The organism is Paenibacillus sp. FSL R7-0026 (genome assembly GCF_038004485.1).
GTDB lineage: Bacteria > Bacillota > Bacilli > Paenibacillales > Paenibacillaceae > Paenibacillus > Paenibacillus xylanexedens_A.
The window spans coordinates 6,401,547-6,419,917 of record NZ_JBBORG010000001.1 but is presented as its reverse complement, the minus strand read 5'-3'; the positions used below and the strand labels follow the sequence as shown (position 1 = coordinate 6,419,917).

General features: G+C 45.2%; 12 protein-coding genes. 10 read left to right on the top strand and 2 right to left on the bottom strand.

What is annotated here, in order from left to right:
* Positions 1-148 precede the first annotated feature (148 nt).
* On the top strand, positions 149-4,159 hold the full coding sequence (locus MKY44_RS28120; protein ID WP_341009587.1) for an S-layer homology domain-containing protein: 4,011 nt from the start codon (positions 149-151) through the stop codon (positions 4,157-4,159).
* A 394-nt stretch (positions 4,160-4,553) separates the two neighbouring features.
* Entirely contained in the window at positions 4,554-8,090 is a 3,537-nt protein-coding gene (locus tag MKY44_RS28115) for a DUF4073 domain-containing protein (RefSeq protein ID WP_341009586.1), read from the top strand.
* Between the two features lie 239 nt (positions 8,091-8,329).
* Here MKY44_RS28115 and MKY44_RS28110 read toward each other — a convergent pair whose 3' ends face one another.
* A complete protein-coding gene (locus tag MKY44_RS28110; RefSeq protein ID WP_341009584.1) occupies positions 8,330-8,902 on the bottom strand; it encodes a GbsR/MarR family transcriptional regulator in 573 nt (190 codons plus the stop codon).
* A 198-nt stretch (positions 8,903-9,100) separates the two neighbouring features.
* Here MKY44_RS28110 and MKY44_RS28105 point away from each other — a divergent pair, with 198 nt between their 5' ends.
* From MKY44_RS28105 to MKY44_RS28075, 7 genes are all read left to right on the top strand, one after another.
* Positions 9,101-9,976, top strand: a complete 876-nt coding sequence (locus tag MKY44_RS28105) for a carbohydrate ABC transporter permease (RefSeq protein ID WP_341009583.1) — start codon at positions 9,101-9,103, stop codon at positions 9,974-9,976.
* 59 nt (positions 9,977-10,035) lie between these two features.
* A complete protein-coding gene (locus tag MKY44_RS28100) occupies positions 10,036-10,881 on the top strand; it encodes a carbohydrate ABC transporter permease (protein ID WP_235599520.1) in 846 nt (281 codons plus the stop codon).
* Positions 10,882-10,918: 37 nt separating this feature from the next.
* Positions 10,919-12,292 (top strand): ABC transporter substrate-binding protein, encoded by a 1,374-nt coding sequence (locus tag MKY44_RS28095; protein ID WP_074092779.1) that lies wholly within the window; start codon positions 10,919-10,921, stop codon positions 12,290-12,292.
* Positions 12,293-12,453: 161 nt separating this feature from the next.
* Positions 12,454-13,224, top strand: coding sequence for an HAD family hydrolase (locus MKY44_RS28090; protein WP_341009582.1), 771 nt, complete (start codon positions 12,454-12,456; stop codon positions 13,222-13,224).
* Positions 13,221-13,559 (top strand): DMT family transporter, encoded by a 339-nt coding sequence (locus MKY44_RS28085; RefSeq protein ID WP_341009580.1) that lies wholly within the window; start codon positions 13,221-13,223, stop codon positions 13,557-13,559. The genes MKY44_RS28090 and MKY44_RS28085 overlap by 4 nt, the downstream gene beginning before the upstream one ends.
* The gene (locus MKY44_RS28080; protein WP_341009578.1) at positions 13,559-14,653 is read left to right on the top strand and encodes a metallophosphoesterase family protein; all 1,095 of its coding nucleotides are present in this window, start codon (positions 13,559-13,561) and stop codon (positions 14,651-14,653) included. Before MKY44_RS28085 ends, MKY44_RS28080 begins: the two co-directional genes overlap by 1 nt.
* A 280-nt stretch (positions 14,654-14,933) precedes the next feature.
* On the top strand, positions 14,934-16,391 hold the full coding sequence (locus MKY44_RS28075) for a carboxylesterase/lipase family protein (RefSeq protein WP_341009577.1): 1,458 nt from the start codon (positions 14,934-14,936) through the stop codon (positions 16,389-16,391).
* A gap of 167 nt (positions 16,392-16,558) precedes the next feature.
* Here MKY44_RS28075 and MKY44_RS28070 read toward each other — a convergent pair whose 3' ends face one another.
* Complete coding sequence (locus MKY44_RS28070; protein WP_341009575.1) at positions 16,559-17,710, bottom strand: VanZ family protein; 1,152 nt, start codon at positions 17,708-17,710, stop codon at positions 16,559-16,561.
* A 235-nt stretch (positions 17,711-17,945) separates the two neighbouring features.
* On the opposite strand from MKY44_RS28070, the gene MKY44_RS28065 reads away from it, so the two are divergent.
* Positions 17,946-18,287, top strand: a complete 342-nt coding sequence (locus MKY44_RS28065; protein WP_017691576.1) for a zinc ribbon domain-containing protein YjdM — start codon at positions 17,946-17,948, stop codon at positions 18,285-18,287.
* Positions 18,288-18,371 lie beyond the last annotated feature (84 nt).

Sequence of the window (18,371 nt, the reverse complement as noted above, 5' to 3'; positions counted from 1 at the left end):
CCTGTTTTGTACTACAGGATGGATCTTTTTCCTTTTATTTTCAATTTTTGTTTAGAATCTGTTTATTGCAGTGCAATACAATAGGCCTTACGTATCAGAGGTAATGAATTTATATGTAAAAAAACATGAGATTGGGAGGATCAAGTACATGAATTACAGAAAGCTGATAAGCTGTCTTTTAATTGCGGTTCTGTTATTACAGGTGGTTAGCGTTGGTGGGGTTGCAAGTGCTGACCCGGTTACTCCGTTGGACCAACTTAACTACATCAGAAGTTCAGATGATGATATCGATGTAGCTATTTCAGATGTTCAAAGCTTGTTGGAGAGCGGCAGTTTAATAGATATGACCGATATCTCCAACACTTATGACCTGCTGAATGATGAACAGAAGAAAGAATTGGCACGAGGAATGATTTTTTTGCTGCCACGGGAAATGGATTATGAGAGTCAAAGCCAAGTTGAGTATGTCTTCTCAGTGTTATATAACTTGTCAAAAATCCCTAAGCTTATGAATGAAGATAATGCTCAGGACCTTTTGGATGAGATCTATGGTCTGTTTAGTCAGGCAGAAGACTTTCTACCTTTCGACGAAGCGCAGTACATGGTAGAGGCCAGTGTTGGCTACAGCATATTGAGTGGTGCTGATAAGCCAATGTTTAAGAATATTGCTATGTTTGGAGCTTCCATGAACAGATCACAAGTTTCGGTATCTTATGTTTCACAGCTTACTTTGATGAAAACATTAATCGAGGAATATCGACCAATTAATACTGCTAATGATGTACCAGGCATGGACGAAGCGCTCAATTCCATGATGGTTCATAATCGAATGACCAGAATGATGAGTACCGAAGACTCCAGTATAGTCCCTTTTCCAGTTCAGATGGAGAAGATGGAAGATATTGAAGACGATAATCAAAAGAGAGAAGAACTTGCACAGTGGATGGTGGATCATAAGCCGCAAAATGGTTATGAAACAATATCCGAAGTTCAAACTGCGTTTGATGCTTTTTTCAATGGGGAAACACCGCTGACCAAATATAACGAACTGTTGAAAGAAGCGGATCGGGGTAACAGCAACGATTTTATTCAAGATATGATTGCATTACTGCGCGATGAACAATTCATTGCTGATCCTGACTTTAAGATGCTTCCTGTCAAAGATCAGGAGGATATCGCAATATACTTACTAGATATAGAGCCACCAACGAATGCCGGATATGAGAAAAAAGAAGATGTTGAATTTTTGGTGCAAGTAGCTTTGAAGGCACTTGAAGTCACACGCGAAATTGATGGACCAAACGCAATAGCTGCACTTGATGAGTTTTATAAAAAGCAAGCAGAGCGATTAAATCATTTCAAAGAGCCCGATCCAGAAGGGGAATACTACCGACTTATTAATACTTACCTCACATCCTCCGAAATGGACAAATGGATGACTAAGTATCGATATGCAATTAGGCTAAAAGGGAAAGAGTCCATCTCCCGAGTAGTCAAATTCACGGACACTGCTGTTGAAAGAACACCTTATCTTAACCATGACTTAACGGAAGCAGAAGTGTGGGGTTCTTTGGAGCAATTCAGATCTATTCAGAAAGATGTTGAGAAATATAAGTCCGATTACCCAGAAAGTCCGTTGGATGCTTTCCCTCTGGACTTTGCCGAAATGGATACCTTAACAAACGAGTACAAGCAACAATTGGCAGACCATATGCTTAGCGAGAGACCACTTGGTGGATATGCAAGTTTTGAAGCAATTCAGACTGCATTTAATAAATTTTTCCCTGATGATAACGAAGCTGATCCATTGACTGTCTTAAATACGGCAAAGAGTAACTTTGATGTAGCGGCTATGCGTGTAGCGATGGAAAACCCAGATCTGGGTATTACTCTGCCAGATGGCTACGGCGCTCTAACCCCGCAGGTTAGAAATTTCATTGCAGGATTCCTGATTCAATATGTAAGTAAAGAGTTCAAAAATAAAGAACAGGTTCAATACATGATTGAACTGGGTGTCCTTGCACAATCGGTTTGGGAGCAAAAAGAACTTATTACTCTTAAAAACAAGCTGGATGCACTTGCCCAGAAGTTAGCGAATTTGCCAGTGTCCTTTAATGATCAACAAAGCGAAGAATATCGTAGTATTGGTCAAGAATACTTGAAACGTACCAACGAAGTAGACAAAAGTGTGTTTGCCTACAGATACTTGTATTCGGTGGCATTCGAGAAGTTAGAGGGGACTTTCCAAGGAGATATCGTTGAACCTATGGTAGTGCTAGGGCTTTTGACTACGCCATACCAGTCTATCAATAAGGCTACCAAGGTTGATCGAATGAATCAATGGCTTGATTCAGCTATGAATGATTACATTACAGGTGAAGCATTCTTCAACAAATACAAGTTTGATCGTACAGGCGCCCTTGATCTATCCAAAAGAGCAGAGCTGAGTCCTGAAGACCAAAAGGAGTTGGCGGAATGGTTGCTCACTGAGCAAGACAGCTATGAGGATGTTAGTAATCTACAATATGTATTTAACCGATTCTTTACGGCTCCTGATGTGAAGGGGAATGACATCAGTAACACCCTAACAGGTCTGGACGACACGATGGAGATTTCCTTTGACAACAAGTTGCACTGGTTGGATCTTGCTAATATTCAGATGCTGGACCTTAGTGGCAATAAAACGGTATGGGTTCGTTACAAAGCAATCAGCGATGAACTGCCAGGCCGCGCCGTGAAGTTTGTCTTTACACAGAACGGCGATAGCGGCACAGATAATGGAAATACTCCAACCCCTAACCCGGGTGGAAACACAGGCGGCGGATCTTCTACGACTACACCTGCACCAACTACGAAGCAAGAACAGATCGTGGTTGACGTTAATGGAATGAACGGCACGAATCTGACCAAGACGCCGATTACCCGTACAACGGAAACGAATGGCATCATTAAAGATTTGGTGAAAATGACCCAAGCGATTGCCAAGGAATCGGTGGAAAAAGCGAAGCAATTGAACATGAACACTGCACGCATTGTTATTCCAGACACCAAAGATGCTGTGTCCGAGACACGTATTGAACTGCCTAAGGCAGCCGTGAAAGAACTGAGTGATGGTTCGCTGAAACTCGAAATTTCCACTGAAAATGTGGTGATTTCCGTTCCGACAAATTCCATCGCCGGATTTGATCAAGACCTGTACTTCCGCGTGGTTCCACTGAAGAAAGAATCGGAGCGCAAAGAAGTCGAAGAGCGTGCGAAGAAAGAGCAGTTGATTCAACAGATTGCTCCGAATGCGAATGTACGCGTACTGGCTCGTCCAGTAGAGATCGAGACAAATATGCAGAGCCGCGAAGTGACGTTGACATTGCCACTGCGTGATAGTCTGCCCACCGATCCCACTGCTCGTCAGCAAGCATTGGACAACCTGGCGATCTACATCGAACACAGTGACGGCACAAAAGAATTAATTCAAGGCAAACTTGTGCAACTCGCGGATAATAGCGAAGGTATTGAGTTCACCGTAACAAAATTCAGTACATTCACCCTCGTTGTGGTGGACGGGCTGAAAGCTTCACAAAGTGCACATCAGCCATACATCCAAGGTTTTGGTACAGATTTCCGTCCGGATGCATTCGTAACACGTGCACAGATGGCAGCCATGCTGGCTCGCAATCTTCCAACTGAAGAAGCAACAACGGTTTCCACTAGCACAAACTTTGCCGATGTATCTGCGTCACATTGGGCAGCAAGTGAGATCCAAAAAGCTCAATCCGCTGGCATCTTAAACGGCATGAGTAACACCCAATTTGCACCGGAAGGTTCGATCACCCGTGCACAGATGGCGACCATTGCGTATCGCTGGATTCAGAATCAGCAAGCAAACACAACGACGACAGGTACAGCAGTTTCATTCACAAATGTACCCGCAGACCTGTGGGCAGCAGATGCGATTGCATACGTGCAAAATGCTGGCCTGATGGTCGGATACAACGATGGTACATTCAAATCGGACAGCAAGCTGACACGTGCGGAAGCGGTGAAAGTGTTGAATGTATTGTTCAACCGCACACCACTCACTGACGCAGTTACGCCAACGTTTAGTGATGTACCAGCAACTCACTGGGCATATGCAGATATCGAAGCTGCTGCGCAGAAGTAATATTAGTGCAGGATTGAGGAGCTTAGCTTTTAGCTTGGTTTTGAATAGCTGATAAGATAGACAAAGAAGACCACCCCAATAGGTGGTCTTTCTTTGTTCTAATGAAATTCGAAGAACGGATATTCCTAAGATGTGTTTCTGTGATCTATTTGTTCAATTCATTAGGCTAGTTTATTGAATCTAATCTTACGTGATGCATTTTTGTAGGTCTTAGATATTATATATTTCACTTTGAGTGTTGAATAATGACGAAAAAAATGTTTTTTAACGCGAATTATATATATAAAAATGGATTTAAAACCTTTTATTTGCTCTATTGTTCAGAATCCGTTCAGAGTTGTGTACTACAATTGGCCTATATATCATAAAGCGAGATTAGGGAGGAAAGAGAAATATGCAGTACAGAAAAATAATGAGCATGTTGCTCATTTTGGTGTTGGTAGCTCCATGGCTGGCACCAGCAGGAAAGGTTAGTGCAGGAGCATCGTATCCGGTACCCGGCAATAATGGTTTAATCACGGTGAAGGGTGTGAACGATAATTCGGTAGAGGTTAAATGGGAATATGCTCAATCCGATAATACTGCATCACATGAATTGAGTTATCGGGTTTTCTTTTCCCAAAATTCTGATCTTACGGACGCGAACGAAATCAACAATAGCTCAGTTGATCATGCTTATGGCAATTGGATTTCTGGTTCAGAATCTACAGATGGATCATTTTCTAGAATAGTTACTAACTTAACAGAAGGTGAGACCTACTATTTTAACGTAATTGTTCAGGATCGTTACTCGGATTTTGCATATCAGATGCAATCCATCAAATTTACTACACCGTTGGGTGAGTTTAATAACGCCATTGGTCAAAATTTTGACGCAGCTAAAATAGCTGAACTGTTCAAAAATGAAAATTTTATTACGACGACGCCGGATTTTGAATCTCTACCCCTGGAAGAGCAGAATGCACTGGTAACTTTAGCGGGACAAATGAATGAACCTGTTAATGGATATCAGAGTAATCTTGAGGTTCAACTTTTGGTCGATTATATTCAACAAGGTATTTCAGTAATGAAGGCAAATGAATTGTCCGATGTCCAAGAAAGATTGAGTATTTATTACGACAAATCTTTTACTTTTGCAGCGTCGGTTAGTCCTGAATATCTGAATATGATTAAACCGATGCTAGATCAATATTTTGATGCTTCTGATCTGGAACGGAATTTGCTGGCATTCAAAATTAAGTTACAACGAATTACTAGTAACCCATCCCTTGAAGAATCAGTGATGAATCTTTCGATGGCTCCATTCCAAATTACCAAATTTACGAATGCCTCAACACAGAGTGAAATGATTAAAGCGCTAAAGGAATTATACAACCTTCAACAACAAGCAGAGGAGTTTAAAGGTACAGATAAAGAGACCCTTGTTGGTACATTCCCGCTTGATTTTAGTAAAATGCAAAGCGTTTCTTCCGACATGACTGAAATGGAGAAGCTTGCAGACTGGATGCTGCTGAAAAAACCGGGTAATGGCTATGAGACATACAGTACGGCACAGAAATATTTTGACCAATTTTTTGATACACCTGCAAAAGAGTCTTTGACACAATTAAACGAAGCTATACTTGCCAAAGATCGGGATGCAATATTATCTCTGTTAAGAAACACGGATCTGCTGACTCAGTCCGGCTCGTTTGGTGATTTGACTGAAGAAGAGCAAAATACAGTTGCGGCTACATTAGTGCAGTTGATACCTGATTCGAATTCCTATAATGGAGATCAGGTCCAATTTATTGTAGATGCGAGTGCCAAGGCACTCAAAGCCTATCGGTTAGATTATCGTGAAATGGCTTATGAATTGCAAACTTTCTACCAACAGATTTTGTTAGAAGGCCCGGGTCTCTTCTCACAAGAAGATTTTGAACACTTCAAGGCAGCAGCTGATTTTTATCTGGAAGCTAATGAAGCAGATCAACGGATGATTGCTTATATTGCGAAGGTGAGTTCTGTCACGATGAACAATGATAGTGATGTCAGTTTATTGTTTATGATATCTGGAGAGCTGCCTTCAATTAACCAAGCTTCGTCTGCAAATGAGGCATGGCAGCATTTAACGTTTTACTACATGATGCAAGTGCAGACAGAAATGTATATGAATCAATATCCTGAAGCAATGCTTCAAGAATTCCCGCTGCAACTGAACCGATTAAATGACATATCAGAGGATATGGAGCAGCAGCAACAACTCGCAGAGTGGATGCTTAGTGAACGACCTGTTGGAGGATATGAAAAAATTAAAGATATTCAAAGAGCATTTGACTTGTTCTTTGCTCCCCCAGCGCCTAAAGTGACTGCTGATGATACAGCCAATGTGGTTATCGGTGCAGATGAAACGATGGAATACTCCAAAGACAATGGGGAGACTTGGAGTAAATTCACCAACACAGATCGATTTGAGGGCAACCAAATAATTGTGGTTCGTGTAAGAGCCAAAGGCAACACACCGGCATGGAAATGGACAACACTTACGTTTACATCCAATACTCCAACACCTAACCCGGGTGGAAACACAGGTGGTGGTGGATCGTCCACGACTACACCAGTAACGTCTACACCTGCACCAACAACGAAACAAGAGCAGATCGTGGTTGACGTTAATGGAACAAACGGTACCAACTTGACCAAAACGCCAATCACACGTACAACCGAAACCAACGGCACGATCAAAGATCTGGTGAAAATGACCGAAGCAATTGCCAAGGAATCGGTGGAAAAAGCGAAACAATTGAACATGAACACCGCACGCATTGTTATTCCAGATACCAAAGATTCCGTGTCCGAGACACGTATTGAACTGCCTAAAGCAGCGGTAAAAGAACTGAATGATGGTTCGCTGAAACTTGAAATCTCCACTGAAAATGTAGTGATTTCCGTTCCGACGAATTCCATCGCCGGATTCGATCAAGACTTGTACTTCCGCGTTGTACCTTTGAAAAAGGAATCCGAGCGTAAGGAAGTCGAAGAGCGTGCGAAGAAAGAGCAGTTGATTCAACAAGTTGCTCCGAATACGAATGTGCGCGTACTGGCTCGTCCGGTAGAGATCGACACGAATATGCAGAGCCGCGAAGTGACACTCACATTGCCACTGCGTGACAGTCTGCCAACTGATCCGGCTGCTCGTCAGCAGGCATTGGACAACTTGGCAATTTATATCGAACACAGTGACGGAACAAAAGAATTGATTCAAGGCAAACTGGTGCAACTCGCGGATAACAGCGAAGGTATTGAGTTTACCGTAACAAAATTCAGTACGTTCACCCTCGTTGTTGTGGATGGACTGAAAGCTTCACAAAGTACACATCAACCGTACATCCAAGGTTTTGGTGCAGATTTCCGCCCAGATGCATTCGTAACACGTGCACAGATGGCGGTAATGCTAGCTCGCAATCTTGCAACTGAAGCGGCAGCAGGTTCCGTGAGTAGCTTGAGCTACAAGGATGTATCTGTAACACACTGGGCAACAAGTGAGATTCTAAAAGCGCAATCCGCTGGCATCATGAACGGCATGAGCAACACTCAATTTGCACCGGAAGGTTCGATTACTCGTGCACAGATGGCAACGATTGCGTATCGCTGGATGCAGCAACAAGCGAGTGCAACAACCGTGAGTGTTCCAGCAGTTTCCTTCACAGACGTATCCGGAGACCTGTGGGCAGCAGATGCGATTGCATACGTGCAATCCGCTGGCCTGATGGTTGGTTACAACGATGGTACATTTAAACCGAATACCGAGTTGACACGTGCTGAAGCGGTGAAAGTGTTGAACGTACTGTTCAACCGCACACCTCTAAATGGCGCAGTTACGCCAACGTTCAGTGATGTACCAGCAACACACTGGGCATATGCAGATATCGAAGCTGCAGCGCAAAAGTAATATTTTTAAAAGAAAAAAGGGGTCATTAACGCAGTAGCATATGGAAAATAGAACCCCTAAAAACGGATAGGATATGACAATACAATAGATAGAATAAAAAGAGAGCTGTTCCAAAAGCCATACATTGGCTAGGAACAGCTCCTTTTTGCGGTTTAGTGTGACTCAACAATGGTACGTCAGATCGTCTAGGTTCGTTAGCGCTTGGGTCACCCATTAGTTATTCTGTTTACGCAGTTGTACTACTCTTTATCGGGCGTGTGTGCAGCATTCTCGTAAAACTTACCGTCCCGCAACTGATCCACAAATCCTTGTAGCCAGACGTAATACTGCTCCGCATGTTGAAGTTTGTGCAGATCACGCAGTGCATCATCTCGATCTTCAGAAGAGGTATGTTCCGAAAGGATCAGTGTCGACAGGTCAGGAATGACCTCACGAATGCCTTCTAACATGACATCTACTTCCCGTTGGAGCTTGGCCCCGAAGAAATTCTGGAACGTACGATAAAAGTCGGTCTCAGCCAGATATTGATCCTGGCGCTCCTTCTTTTCCTCCAGTTTATAGATCATCTGTGACTCCGTAAGTGACCGAACCGCATAGCTCATGTTGCTCTTGCTCATATTCATCGAGGTCTTCATCTCTTCAAGTGTCATCGGTCGATCTTCAAAATACATGATGCCGTATAATTTGCCAAATGTATGATTCACCCCATACAGATCCATCGTATTGGCGATGGCCTCAATAACTCTCTCCCTCAGCGCATGCCGATCAGGTAACGAAGAATGATTCGGGTTCCCGGCGGTTTCTTTTCCCACAATGTCACCTCTGGTTTATGATAGCGTTCCCACTAGCTGCCTCATATTTTACATGACTTGCTCCAATTTTAACATAAGCCGGAATTAGAATTTTCAATACGAGTGTACAATCAATTTTGTACAGAAGAAATATAAAGTCGATTATACTCAAAAATTCCCAATCATTAAAGAAAAATTGGACAGTAAGGGGTGGGGGATTTGCGTTTAAAACTATGGAGGGAGTCTGAGGCGGTCCTATTCACGCTGCCAGCTCTAATCCCATTGCTGATCTTCTGGCTGGGACCTCTGGGATATATCGTTTATCTCAGTTTCACCGACTGGGACTTTATGAGCCCCGACAAGCTGTTCGTTGGCTTGGACAATTACAGTTATCTGCTGACAAACTCTGAATTCTATCGGTCACTGAAAGTCACTTTGTTATTCGGACTTGGAAGTGTAATCCCAACCATTGTGGGCGGATTGGCACTGGCGATACTCATGAATAGCAAAATTAAATCATCCGGCATCTTCCGGACATTACTCTTCTCACCTTGGGTCACACCGACAGTTGCGGTGTCCATTGCGTGGTCATGGATCTTCGAGCCCGAAGTGGGACTTGCTAATCTGATGCTGGGCTGGGTAGGTGTATCTCCGATCGGATGGTTGCGTGACGCGGACTGGGCATTGGTTGCTGTTCTGATCGTCACGCTCTGGAAGTCGATTGGGTGGGCGATGGTATTTTATCTCGTTGCGCTACGAAATCTACCTTCCGATCTGCTCGAAGCAGCTTCAATCGATGGGGCAAACGGTTGGGACAAATTCAGAAGTATCACATTGCCGCTGATCTCACCAACGACGTTTTTTCTCTCGATTATTCTTACTATCCAGTCCTTGCAAGCCTATGACCAGATCAATGTCATGACACAGGGTGGACCGGCGGGATCAACGAGAACGTTGCTGTATATGTATTACCAGTCTGCATTCGAATCCTTTAATGTAGGTGAAGCTTCGTCCATCGCCGTTGTGATCATTCTGATCTGCGTGTTGCTGTCGGGAGTATCCTTCCTGCTTGGCAGACGTCTGGTGCACTACTAATGACAATGACATTGCCTACCAAAAAGTCTAAACGGATGAAGCGCAAGGAGTTGCAGAACGTGTCACAACCGAATTTTAAAATAAGTAAATTGATCCGCTACCTCCTGTTAGCCGTTATTGCGCTGGGTACAGCCTTTCCCTTCTATTGGATGGTCATCAGCGGATTCAAAACCAATGATGAGATCTGGCAGTTCCCGCCGACCTTTTGGCCAGAGACGTTCCTGTGGAGCAACTATGTAGACGCCTGGAACGCGGCACCATTTGCCCGTTACATCCTGAACAGTACCGGGGTGGCCTTAGCCATCTGTCTATTTCAGATCGTCAACTCCAGTATGATGGCGTACGCCCTGACACATATGAAGTTCCGTCTCAAAGGTGTACTGACTTCCCTGATTCTGGTGGGTTATATGATACCGAGTACAGCCGTGTATTTGCCAAGTTACCTGGTACTTAGCGAACTTAACCTGCTAGATTCCTACACGGGCTTGATTGTATCCAACTGTGTCAGCGTGTTCTCGATCTTCCTGATCCGGCAGGCGTTCATGCAGGTATCTCATGAATTGGTGGAAGCCGGACAGCTGGACGGTGCATCCCACTTCCGGATTCTCTGGACGATTATCACGCCGCTTGTTCGCTCAAGCTTCGCCGTGATGGTGCTGATTACGTTTATTGAACAGTACAACAACTATTTCTGGCCTATGCTCATCACCAAAGACCCTGATTTACAGCTAGTATCGGCGGGTCTGCGCAGCTTCTTTGTAGAAGGCGGGGCATATGGACTGGCTTGGCCACAGATTATGGCTGCGAGTGCCTTTACCATCGCACCCCTACTTATTCTCTTCCTGTTCACCCAGAAGACCATCATGCAGAGCGTGAATATTACGGCTGGTGTGAACAAGAACTGATATGCACTACCATTCACCTAAAACGGGAGGAACAACAATGAATTGGAGTCAGGCAAGCATGACATGGAAAAAGAGATTGAGGTTGAACTGGAAGGGTGGCATGTCGCTGGTACTTGCGACAAGCTTTGCTCTACTGACCGCTTGTGGAACACAAGCACCCGCAGAATCAGGCACGACGGCTGCTGCCAGTGGAACCGAAGCTCAGGCGAAAGATCCGGTGGAGATTGAGTTCTGGTATGGTCTGGGTGGTAATCTGGGCGATAACATGAAAAAGACGATTGATGCGTTCAACGCCTCCCAAAACGAAGTCGTTGTGAAGGGGATTGTACAAGCAGATTACACGGAAACGGAACAGAAGCTGCAAGCAGCAATTGCTTCCAAGAAGGTTCCAGCCGCTGTACTCAGCTCCAATATAGACTGGGCACGTAAAGGATATTATGCACCTATGGATGAGATGATTGCCGCTGATCCGAATTTTAAGAAAGACGATTTCATTCAGACATTCCTGAACCAGGGACAGGTGGATGGAAAGCAATACTTTTTGCCAATGTACGGTACAACTCAGATCATGTACTACCGTATGGATACGTTCAAGGAGAACGGAATCGACCCAGCAACTCTGACGACATGGGAGAAGCTGGCTGAAGCGGCTGCGAAGATGAGCAAGCAAGAAAATGGCAAGACCACCTTCTACGGTTGGGAACCGATGTGGGGGAGAGACAATATGATTGATGCCGTGCTGGGTAAGGGCGGACAGATTCTTAGCGACGATGGCAAAACCGTTATGATTGACTCCCCGGAATGGATCGAGACATGGGACTTGTTCCGTAAATGGATTAACGAAGACAAGATTATGGGCATTCATTATGGAGGTCAGGGCTGGGAGTACTGGTACAAAACCATTGATGATGTGATGAAAAATAAAGCAGCAGGTTACACCGGATCTAGTGGTGACCAAGGCGACTTGGACTTTAGCGTAGTCGCTGCGATGCAACAACCAGGCTGGGAAGGTATTGGTGAAGGAAAACCGGTAGCAAGTGCCATTTCGGCAGGTATTCCGTCAGCTGCAACGCCTGAACAACAACAGGCAGCATACAAATGGCTTACGTATTTCTCTGAAACTTCGAACACAGCTTCATGGTCCATGAACACCGGATATATCGCAGTACGTCAATCGGCCCAACAAGATCCAGAGTTCATGAAATTCAGTGAGGAAAATCCACAGATCACCGTACCACTGCAACAGGCAGCTCACGCTTCGGCTCCCTTCCAGGATCCAACGGGTGGCAAGATCAATGATGCTTTGAAAGATGCAGCTGATCAGGTGCAGATCAATAATATGCCAGCAGAACAAGCGCTGAAGGAAGCGAAAGAGAAGGCGCAGAAGGAACTGGATCGGGTAACGAAGTAACGATATCGACAAGAACTGTTTCCAAGAGACTCGGTCGTGAACCTGACCAGATTGTAAACATAACGTATCACTAATCACTATAAGTAACTCACGCGGAAAGGGCGGTACATGCTGTACCGTCCTTTCCGTTCATACAAGATCGCAGACAAGGAGTTTAACCAGTGCAAGATGAAATATATGTGGACGGATTAGCAAATCCGATTGAAGCCGTTTTGTTCGACAAGGATGGGACATTACTTAATTTCACGGGTATGTGGGGGTTCTGGACCGATTGTGTGTTGAACGATTTCAGAGAACAGTTAGCGACTAGAGGACTCCGTATCGACACAGATGAATTCCCACAGATCTGGGGTACATTCCACGATGATCAAGGCCGAATGAATGGGTATGATGTGCGGGGGCCACTTGCGATGGGCACCATGGATGAAGTGTATGCCGTGCTGACGTGGCATGGATATCGTGCGGGTCTCAGCTGGGCGGAAGCCAAGATTATGGTCCGGGAGTGTTTGGCGCGAGCGGAGGAAGAGATGGAGCAGCATCGTCCGGCACATCCGTTACCGGGTGTTCGAGAATTCCTTGAACAGTGCCGTAGCGAAGGCGTGGTTATGGGTGTAGTGACGGCAGATGATACACCTAGTGCAATTAAACATTTACAGTGGATGGGACTGGATTCCTTTTTTGACGTGGTGATTGGCACAGATCTGGTGGAGCGCGGCAAACCTTTTCCCGATATGCTACTGCTTGCCTGTGAACGGTTGGGTGTATCAGTGCAGCATACCGTGGTCATTGGAGATACGGACGGAGACATGGAGATGGCACGAACCGCTGGTGCGGGGTACAGGATTGGCATTGGAGAAACGGGAAAAATCCGCTTGGCGGATAGAACGATTCAATCCTTCCATGAATTGCTGAATGGTGGGCTGAATCGATGACAAACAGTCATGCTTACCTGGGCTGGTTACTACTGGCACTGGCCATCGGGCTGGAGCTGAGCGCTACCATTTTGCTAAAAGTATCGGATGGATTCTCACGGTTATGGCCTTCGGTGTTGATGTTTGTCTGTTATGGCGCAAGCTTTACCTTTCTCAACTTTGCAGTGAAGTATATGCCGCTGGCTGTGGCCTATGCGATCTGGTCTGGCGTGGGCATTACGCTCATTGGCGTTGTAGGGCATTGCTTTTTTGGTGAACGTCTGCGGCTCACGTCGATGGTATGGATCGGTTTTATTCTGATTGGCATTATTGGACTGAAATGGAGTGATTCTTGATGGGAAATGAACATACACCGGAGCAACCTCTTGCCAGCTTCCAGGTCATTACAGACACACATGTGCGAGATGAGGCAGACCATATCCATAACCGGCATCTGGACCAAGCATTAGCCGACATAGCTACATTTAGTCAGGGGAGCAGCGGGATTATGCATGTGGGCGACGTGACGGATCGGGGTCTGCCGAGCGAATATCGTGAGTTGCAACGCATATGGAAGCAACATGCGAAGAGTTTGCCGGACATCCGGTACACGGTAGGTAATCATGATATTGGAGCCGTGGTATGGCAAGATCCGCCGATCGTTTTGCTTGAGTTGAAAGAAGATGAAGTAGCCGAGTTATTGGATCAGGAAGCAGATATGGAGCTGGTCACAAAACAAACCGCTGCTGAATCAGCTGCACTAATTGAGCAGTTATCGGGCGGGAAATATACGTTGTCTGCTGTAACTTCGGAGCAGGAGGGTCAGGATGGGGGACCGATCTCTTCAGGAGTCGAACCAATTACTGTCGCCGGGTTGTGGCAGCGTCGATTAAGTGATTTCGAAGGGACAACAGGCATGAAGGGCTCTTACCACGATCATTGGATCGATGGGTATCATTATATTTTCCTGGGCACCGAGCAACCTCATCCGAAGGATTGTGATATGTCGGCCGAACAATTGGAGTGGCTAGATGCCAAATTGTCTGAGCGTGCAACGCGAGAGCATCCCATCTTCATTTTCTTACACCAGCCGCTTATGGATACGGTAGCGGGGTCGTTGAAGGAACAAGGCTGGTATGGTGTGAATCAGGATGCGGAACTCAAGGCCGTTCTAGCCAAATACCCGCAAGCGATCCTCTTCTCGGGACATACCCATTGGCAACTGGAGGCACAGCATACGATGTACGATGGTGCAGGCAAGATGCCAACGATGTTCAATGCGTCGTCTGTAGGTTATCTATGGACGGATCAGGATGAACATCTGGAAGGCAGCGAAGGGCTTCATGTGGAGATTTATAAGGATCGGGTTGTTGTGAAGGGACGTGACTTTGTCGCGGGCGAATGGATCGAAGGTGTTGAGTTTACGGTGCGATATCCTACAGTAGGGTAGTTATTTGGATAATCAACGGTAAAGGGTCATGCTAAGGGTTAATGTCATTAAGATAAGTTAGACTTGATGATATTGATCAATGGGTGGCCTTTTTGGTGTCCATCTTAAAGGTATGTATCAGATCATCCACCCCATAAAGTTCCACGTGAAACGTAGCAGGAGAGGCTAGAGTTGGGTAAAGTTGTAAATAGGTATGACTACAAACTATACTCAAATAAGTACACATGATATGCACGTACTCGTTAATTTAACCTATTTACGGAGAGGAAGTAGAAGCGGCATGAGAGAACTTCAGGTTCAAACGACATATGGTACCGTTCAAGGCGAACTTTTGCACGATGCAGGCGTATGGAAAGGCATTCCTTATGCGAAACCTCCGGTAGGTGAGCTGCGTTTCAAGGCTCCGATACAGCCCGAGTCATGGAATGGAATCAGACAGGCCACTCAATTTGGACCTGAGAATATACAACCTCGAAATCACCAACCAGAAGGCCAGACAGAAATTCCGAATGAGTCAGAAGATAGTCTATATCTGAACATCTGGGCACCTAAGGAAAAAGGAGCAACACCACTGCCGGTCATGGTATGGATTCACGGTGGTTCCTTTGTAACAGGTTCAGGTAGCCAGCCGATGTATGATGGTACACAGTTAGCGGTTCGGGGGGACGTTATCGTTGTGACGATTAACTACCGATTAGGACCTTTGGGTTTCCTGCATATGGCTCCATTAGGTGATTTATATGTATCCAATGCAGGTCTGCTGGATCAGGTTGCGGCATTACAGTGGGTGAAGGATAATATCTCTGCTTTTGGTGGTAACCCGGATCAAGTTACGGTGTTCGGCGAATCAGCGGGCAGTATGAGTATTGCGGCACTAATGGCGATGCCATCGGCCAAAGGACTCTTCCAACGTGCCATTATGGAGAGTGGTGCTTCCCAGTTGATGCCGGCAGAGCAAGCCTCAGCGTTGCGGGAAGGGATGCTGAAGATTCTTGGGGTGGACCGGGACAACCTGCAGAAGTTAAATACAATTCCTGTAGAGCAGATTATGGCAGCTGGTGAAACGGTCAAACAGCAGAGCGGGGCAGGTATGGCATTATTGTTCCAACCTGTATTGGATGGGAAGACACTACCACAGGTGCCACTTCAGGCAGTGAGCGAAGGCTCAGCGCAGGATATTCCAGTGCTGATTGGTACAACATTACACGAGGGTGCACTGTTCATCCAGCCACATGTACCTTTTTCAAAAGAAATCGATATGGTTCAGGGCGTAGACTTTATGACACCAGATCTGGAGAACCGGGTAGCCATCGCGGATAGTTATCCCAAAACAGCTGATGGACAAGCCCAAGTGATGACCGATATGTTCTTCTGGCGGTCAGCGCTGCAATATGCTGCGGCACAACAGAAGTATGCCCCGGTGTGGATGTATCGATTTGATTGGGTCATGCCGGAACATCCCTTGTTAAAAAGAGCGATTCACAGCATCGAAATGTTCTTTGTGTTTAATACACTGCATGTCCTCAAATTCATGAATGCAGAGCCGGATGAAGCTGCGGCTGCACTTGCCCTCAAGGTACAGGATGCCTGGATTTCCTTTGCCAAGAATGGCCAACCTGAAGTAGCAGGTGTGAACTGGCCTGAATATGAGCAGGATCGTGCGACACTAATCTTCAACCATGAGATTGAGGTCGTACATGATCCGGATGCAGCCAAGCGAGAGCTGTTAGGGTTATAATCTAGGTGGGTTATTGTGTACGAATGCTCTGAATAACTGCTATGCGCCTAATCAAAAGAGGACGTTCATTCTCAGAATGAACGTCCTCTTTTTGTAATCTGGCTAACGAAGTAAGCAGAACGTAAGCACTAAATAGAGGTACATTATGCCTTGTTATACTCCAAACATTATTTACGAGAGGCACGTGTGCGGGACACCTCATCGAAGTAGAAGGAACGTTTTCCACGAGAGAAAAGCACGATCAAGACATGAACAAAGAGCACGGCGTAGACTAACATATAGATACCGAATGTCCCCAAGGAGATCCACATTTGATAAGGTTGAAGCATCACATCCTGATGACCTGAAAAAGCATAATCGTTGACCAAGCGAATGATCGTAACGAGCAGCCATGGAACATAGAGTGCGGCAAATCTTTTGAATAACGATTCACTGGTGGGTGTGCCGGTCTGACGATTCACATAGCGGAATCGCAAGATGGCCGAGCCTGGAGTTACACCATTTCTCACCCAAGGTATGAAGAACAGCACAATGACCATAGCAATGGATGTACTTAGCGCATCACTGATCACATCAGACGCTGTAAAGATGGAGATTAGATTCGAAAGGAAGACAACAACGACTCCATCGATAATTAACGCGAGCAATTGAGGCATAGTATACACTCGGTTTTGCTCCACGATCTGTTCACTCTTCGCCTGAATGCTTGCACGTGATGGGAATAAAGCAAGCAGGATGGGCGCTGTGAAAAATCCAATGATCGCTCCCGAAGTATTCAATAACAGATCATCTACATCGAAAAGGCGGTAAGGACAATTATAATACCCATAGAATCCGGTGATCTGGGTAATCTCGAAGAATAAGGAAAGCCCGAATCCGCCTAGCAGGGCGTACTTCCAGAAGGCTCTTTGTTGAAAAAAATAACGGATATATACACCCAGCGGCATAAGGAGCAGGACGTTAAATAGAACTTGTAAGAAGGCTCTGCCCTGAATCATTCCGATATAGCTGGATGGCTGGGTCCATACAATGGGTGTTTCTTTCATGATGTCTTTGACAAAAGTGAATGGAACCAGATTGTAGTAGATCGTGTCAGCGGCTTGCTGCGCACAGGTATCTCGCGTAGTCGGAAACGGGAGAATAACGAGGCAGTAGGCGGCCAAAATATAAAAGATAAACGAAAAGCTGATGCCAAACCGTGACCAGCTGAAGAAACCGTCTTTACGATAACCATAGATCAACCACGGCACCAGCAAGAACATGGCCGCAAATACAAAGATCAAAAAAGCCGTTTGCACAGGGAAAACATATGAGGACATAAGCAGGAACTCCTTTGGTATTAAATATAATAATATTCATATAGACATTAAAATTCATGTATGTGTAGTGCGTATCTAATAGTTACATCATAAGTAGTTACCCTTAAAGTGAGGGAGGCATGAACCTTAAATTTGGTTTAAATCCATCCATGCAGTGACCAAGCGTATGGAATATACCGTCGAAATCCCGTATACTTGCGGGAATGCCAATCGTAGAATGGAGAGTTTAATACATATGTCTAATTTGCCTAATTGCCCCAAATGTAATTCAGAGTACACGTACGAAGATGGTAACCTTTTGGTTTGCCCGGAGTGTGCGCATGAATGGTCTTTGGAAGCAGACAATGATAACGCAGAGGATGCAAAAGTAATCCGCGATGCCAACGGAAATGTGCTAAGTGATGGTGATACCGTTACCGTCATTAAAGACTTGAAGGTAAAAGGTAGCTCACTCGTGGTCAAACAAGGCACGAAGGTGAAGAATATCCGCCTGATTGATGGGGATCATGATATTGATTGCAAGATCGACAGCTTGGGTGCGATGAAGTTGAAGTCGGAGTTTGTGAAAAAGATATAAGATAAGATCGAGAAACGTTCAGTTCCGCATTCAATGGGAATTGAACGTTTTTTTGTTTGACAGGAAATATTTAGTAGATATATA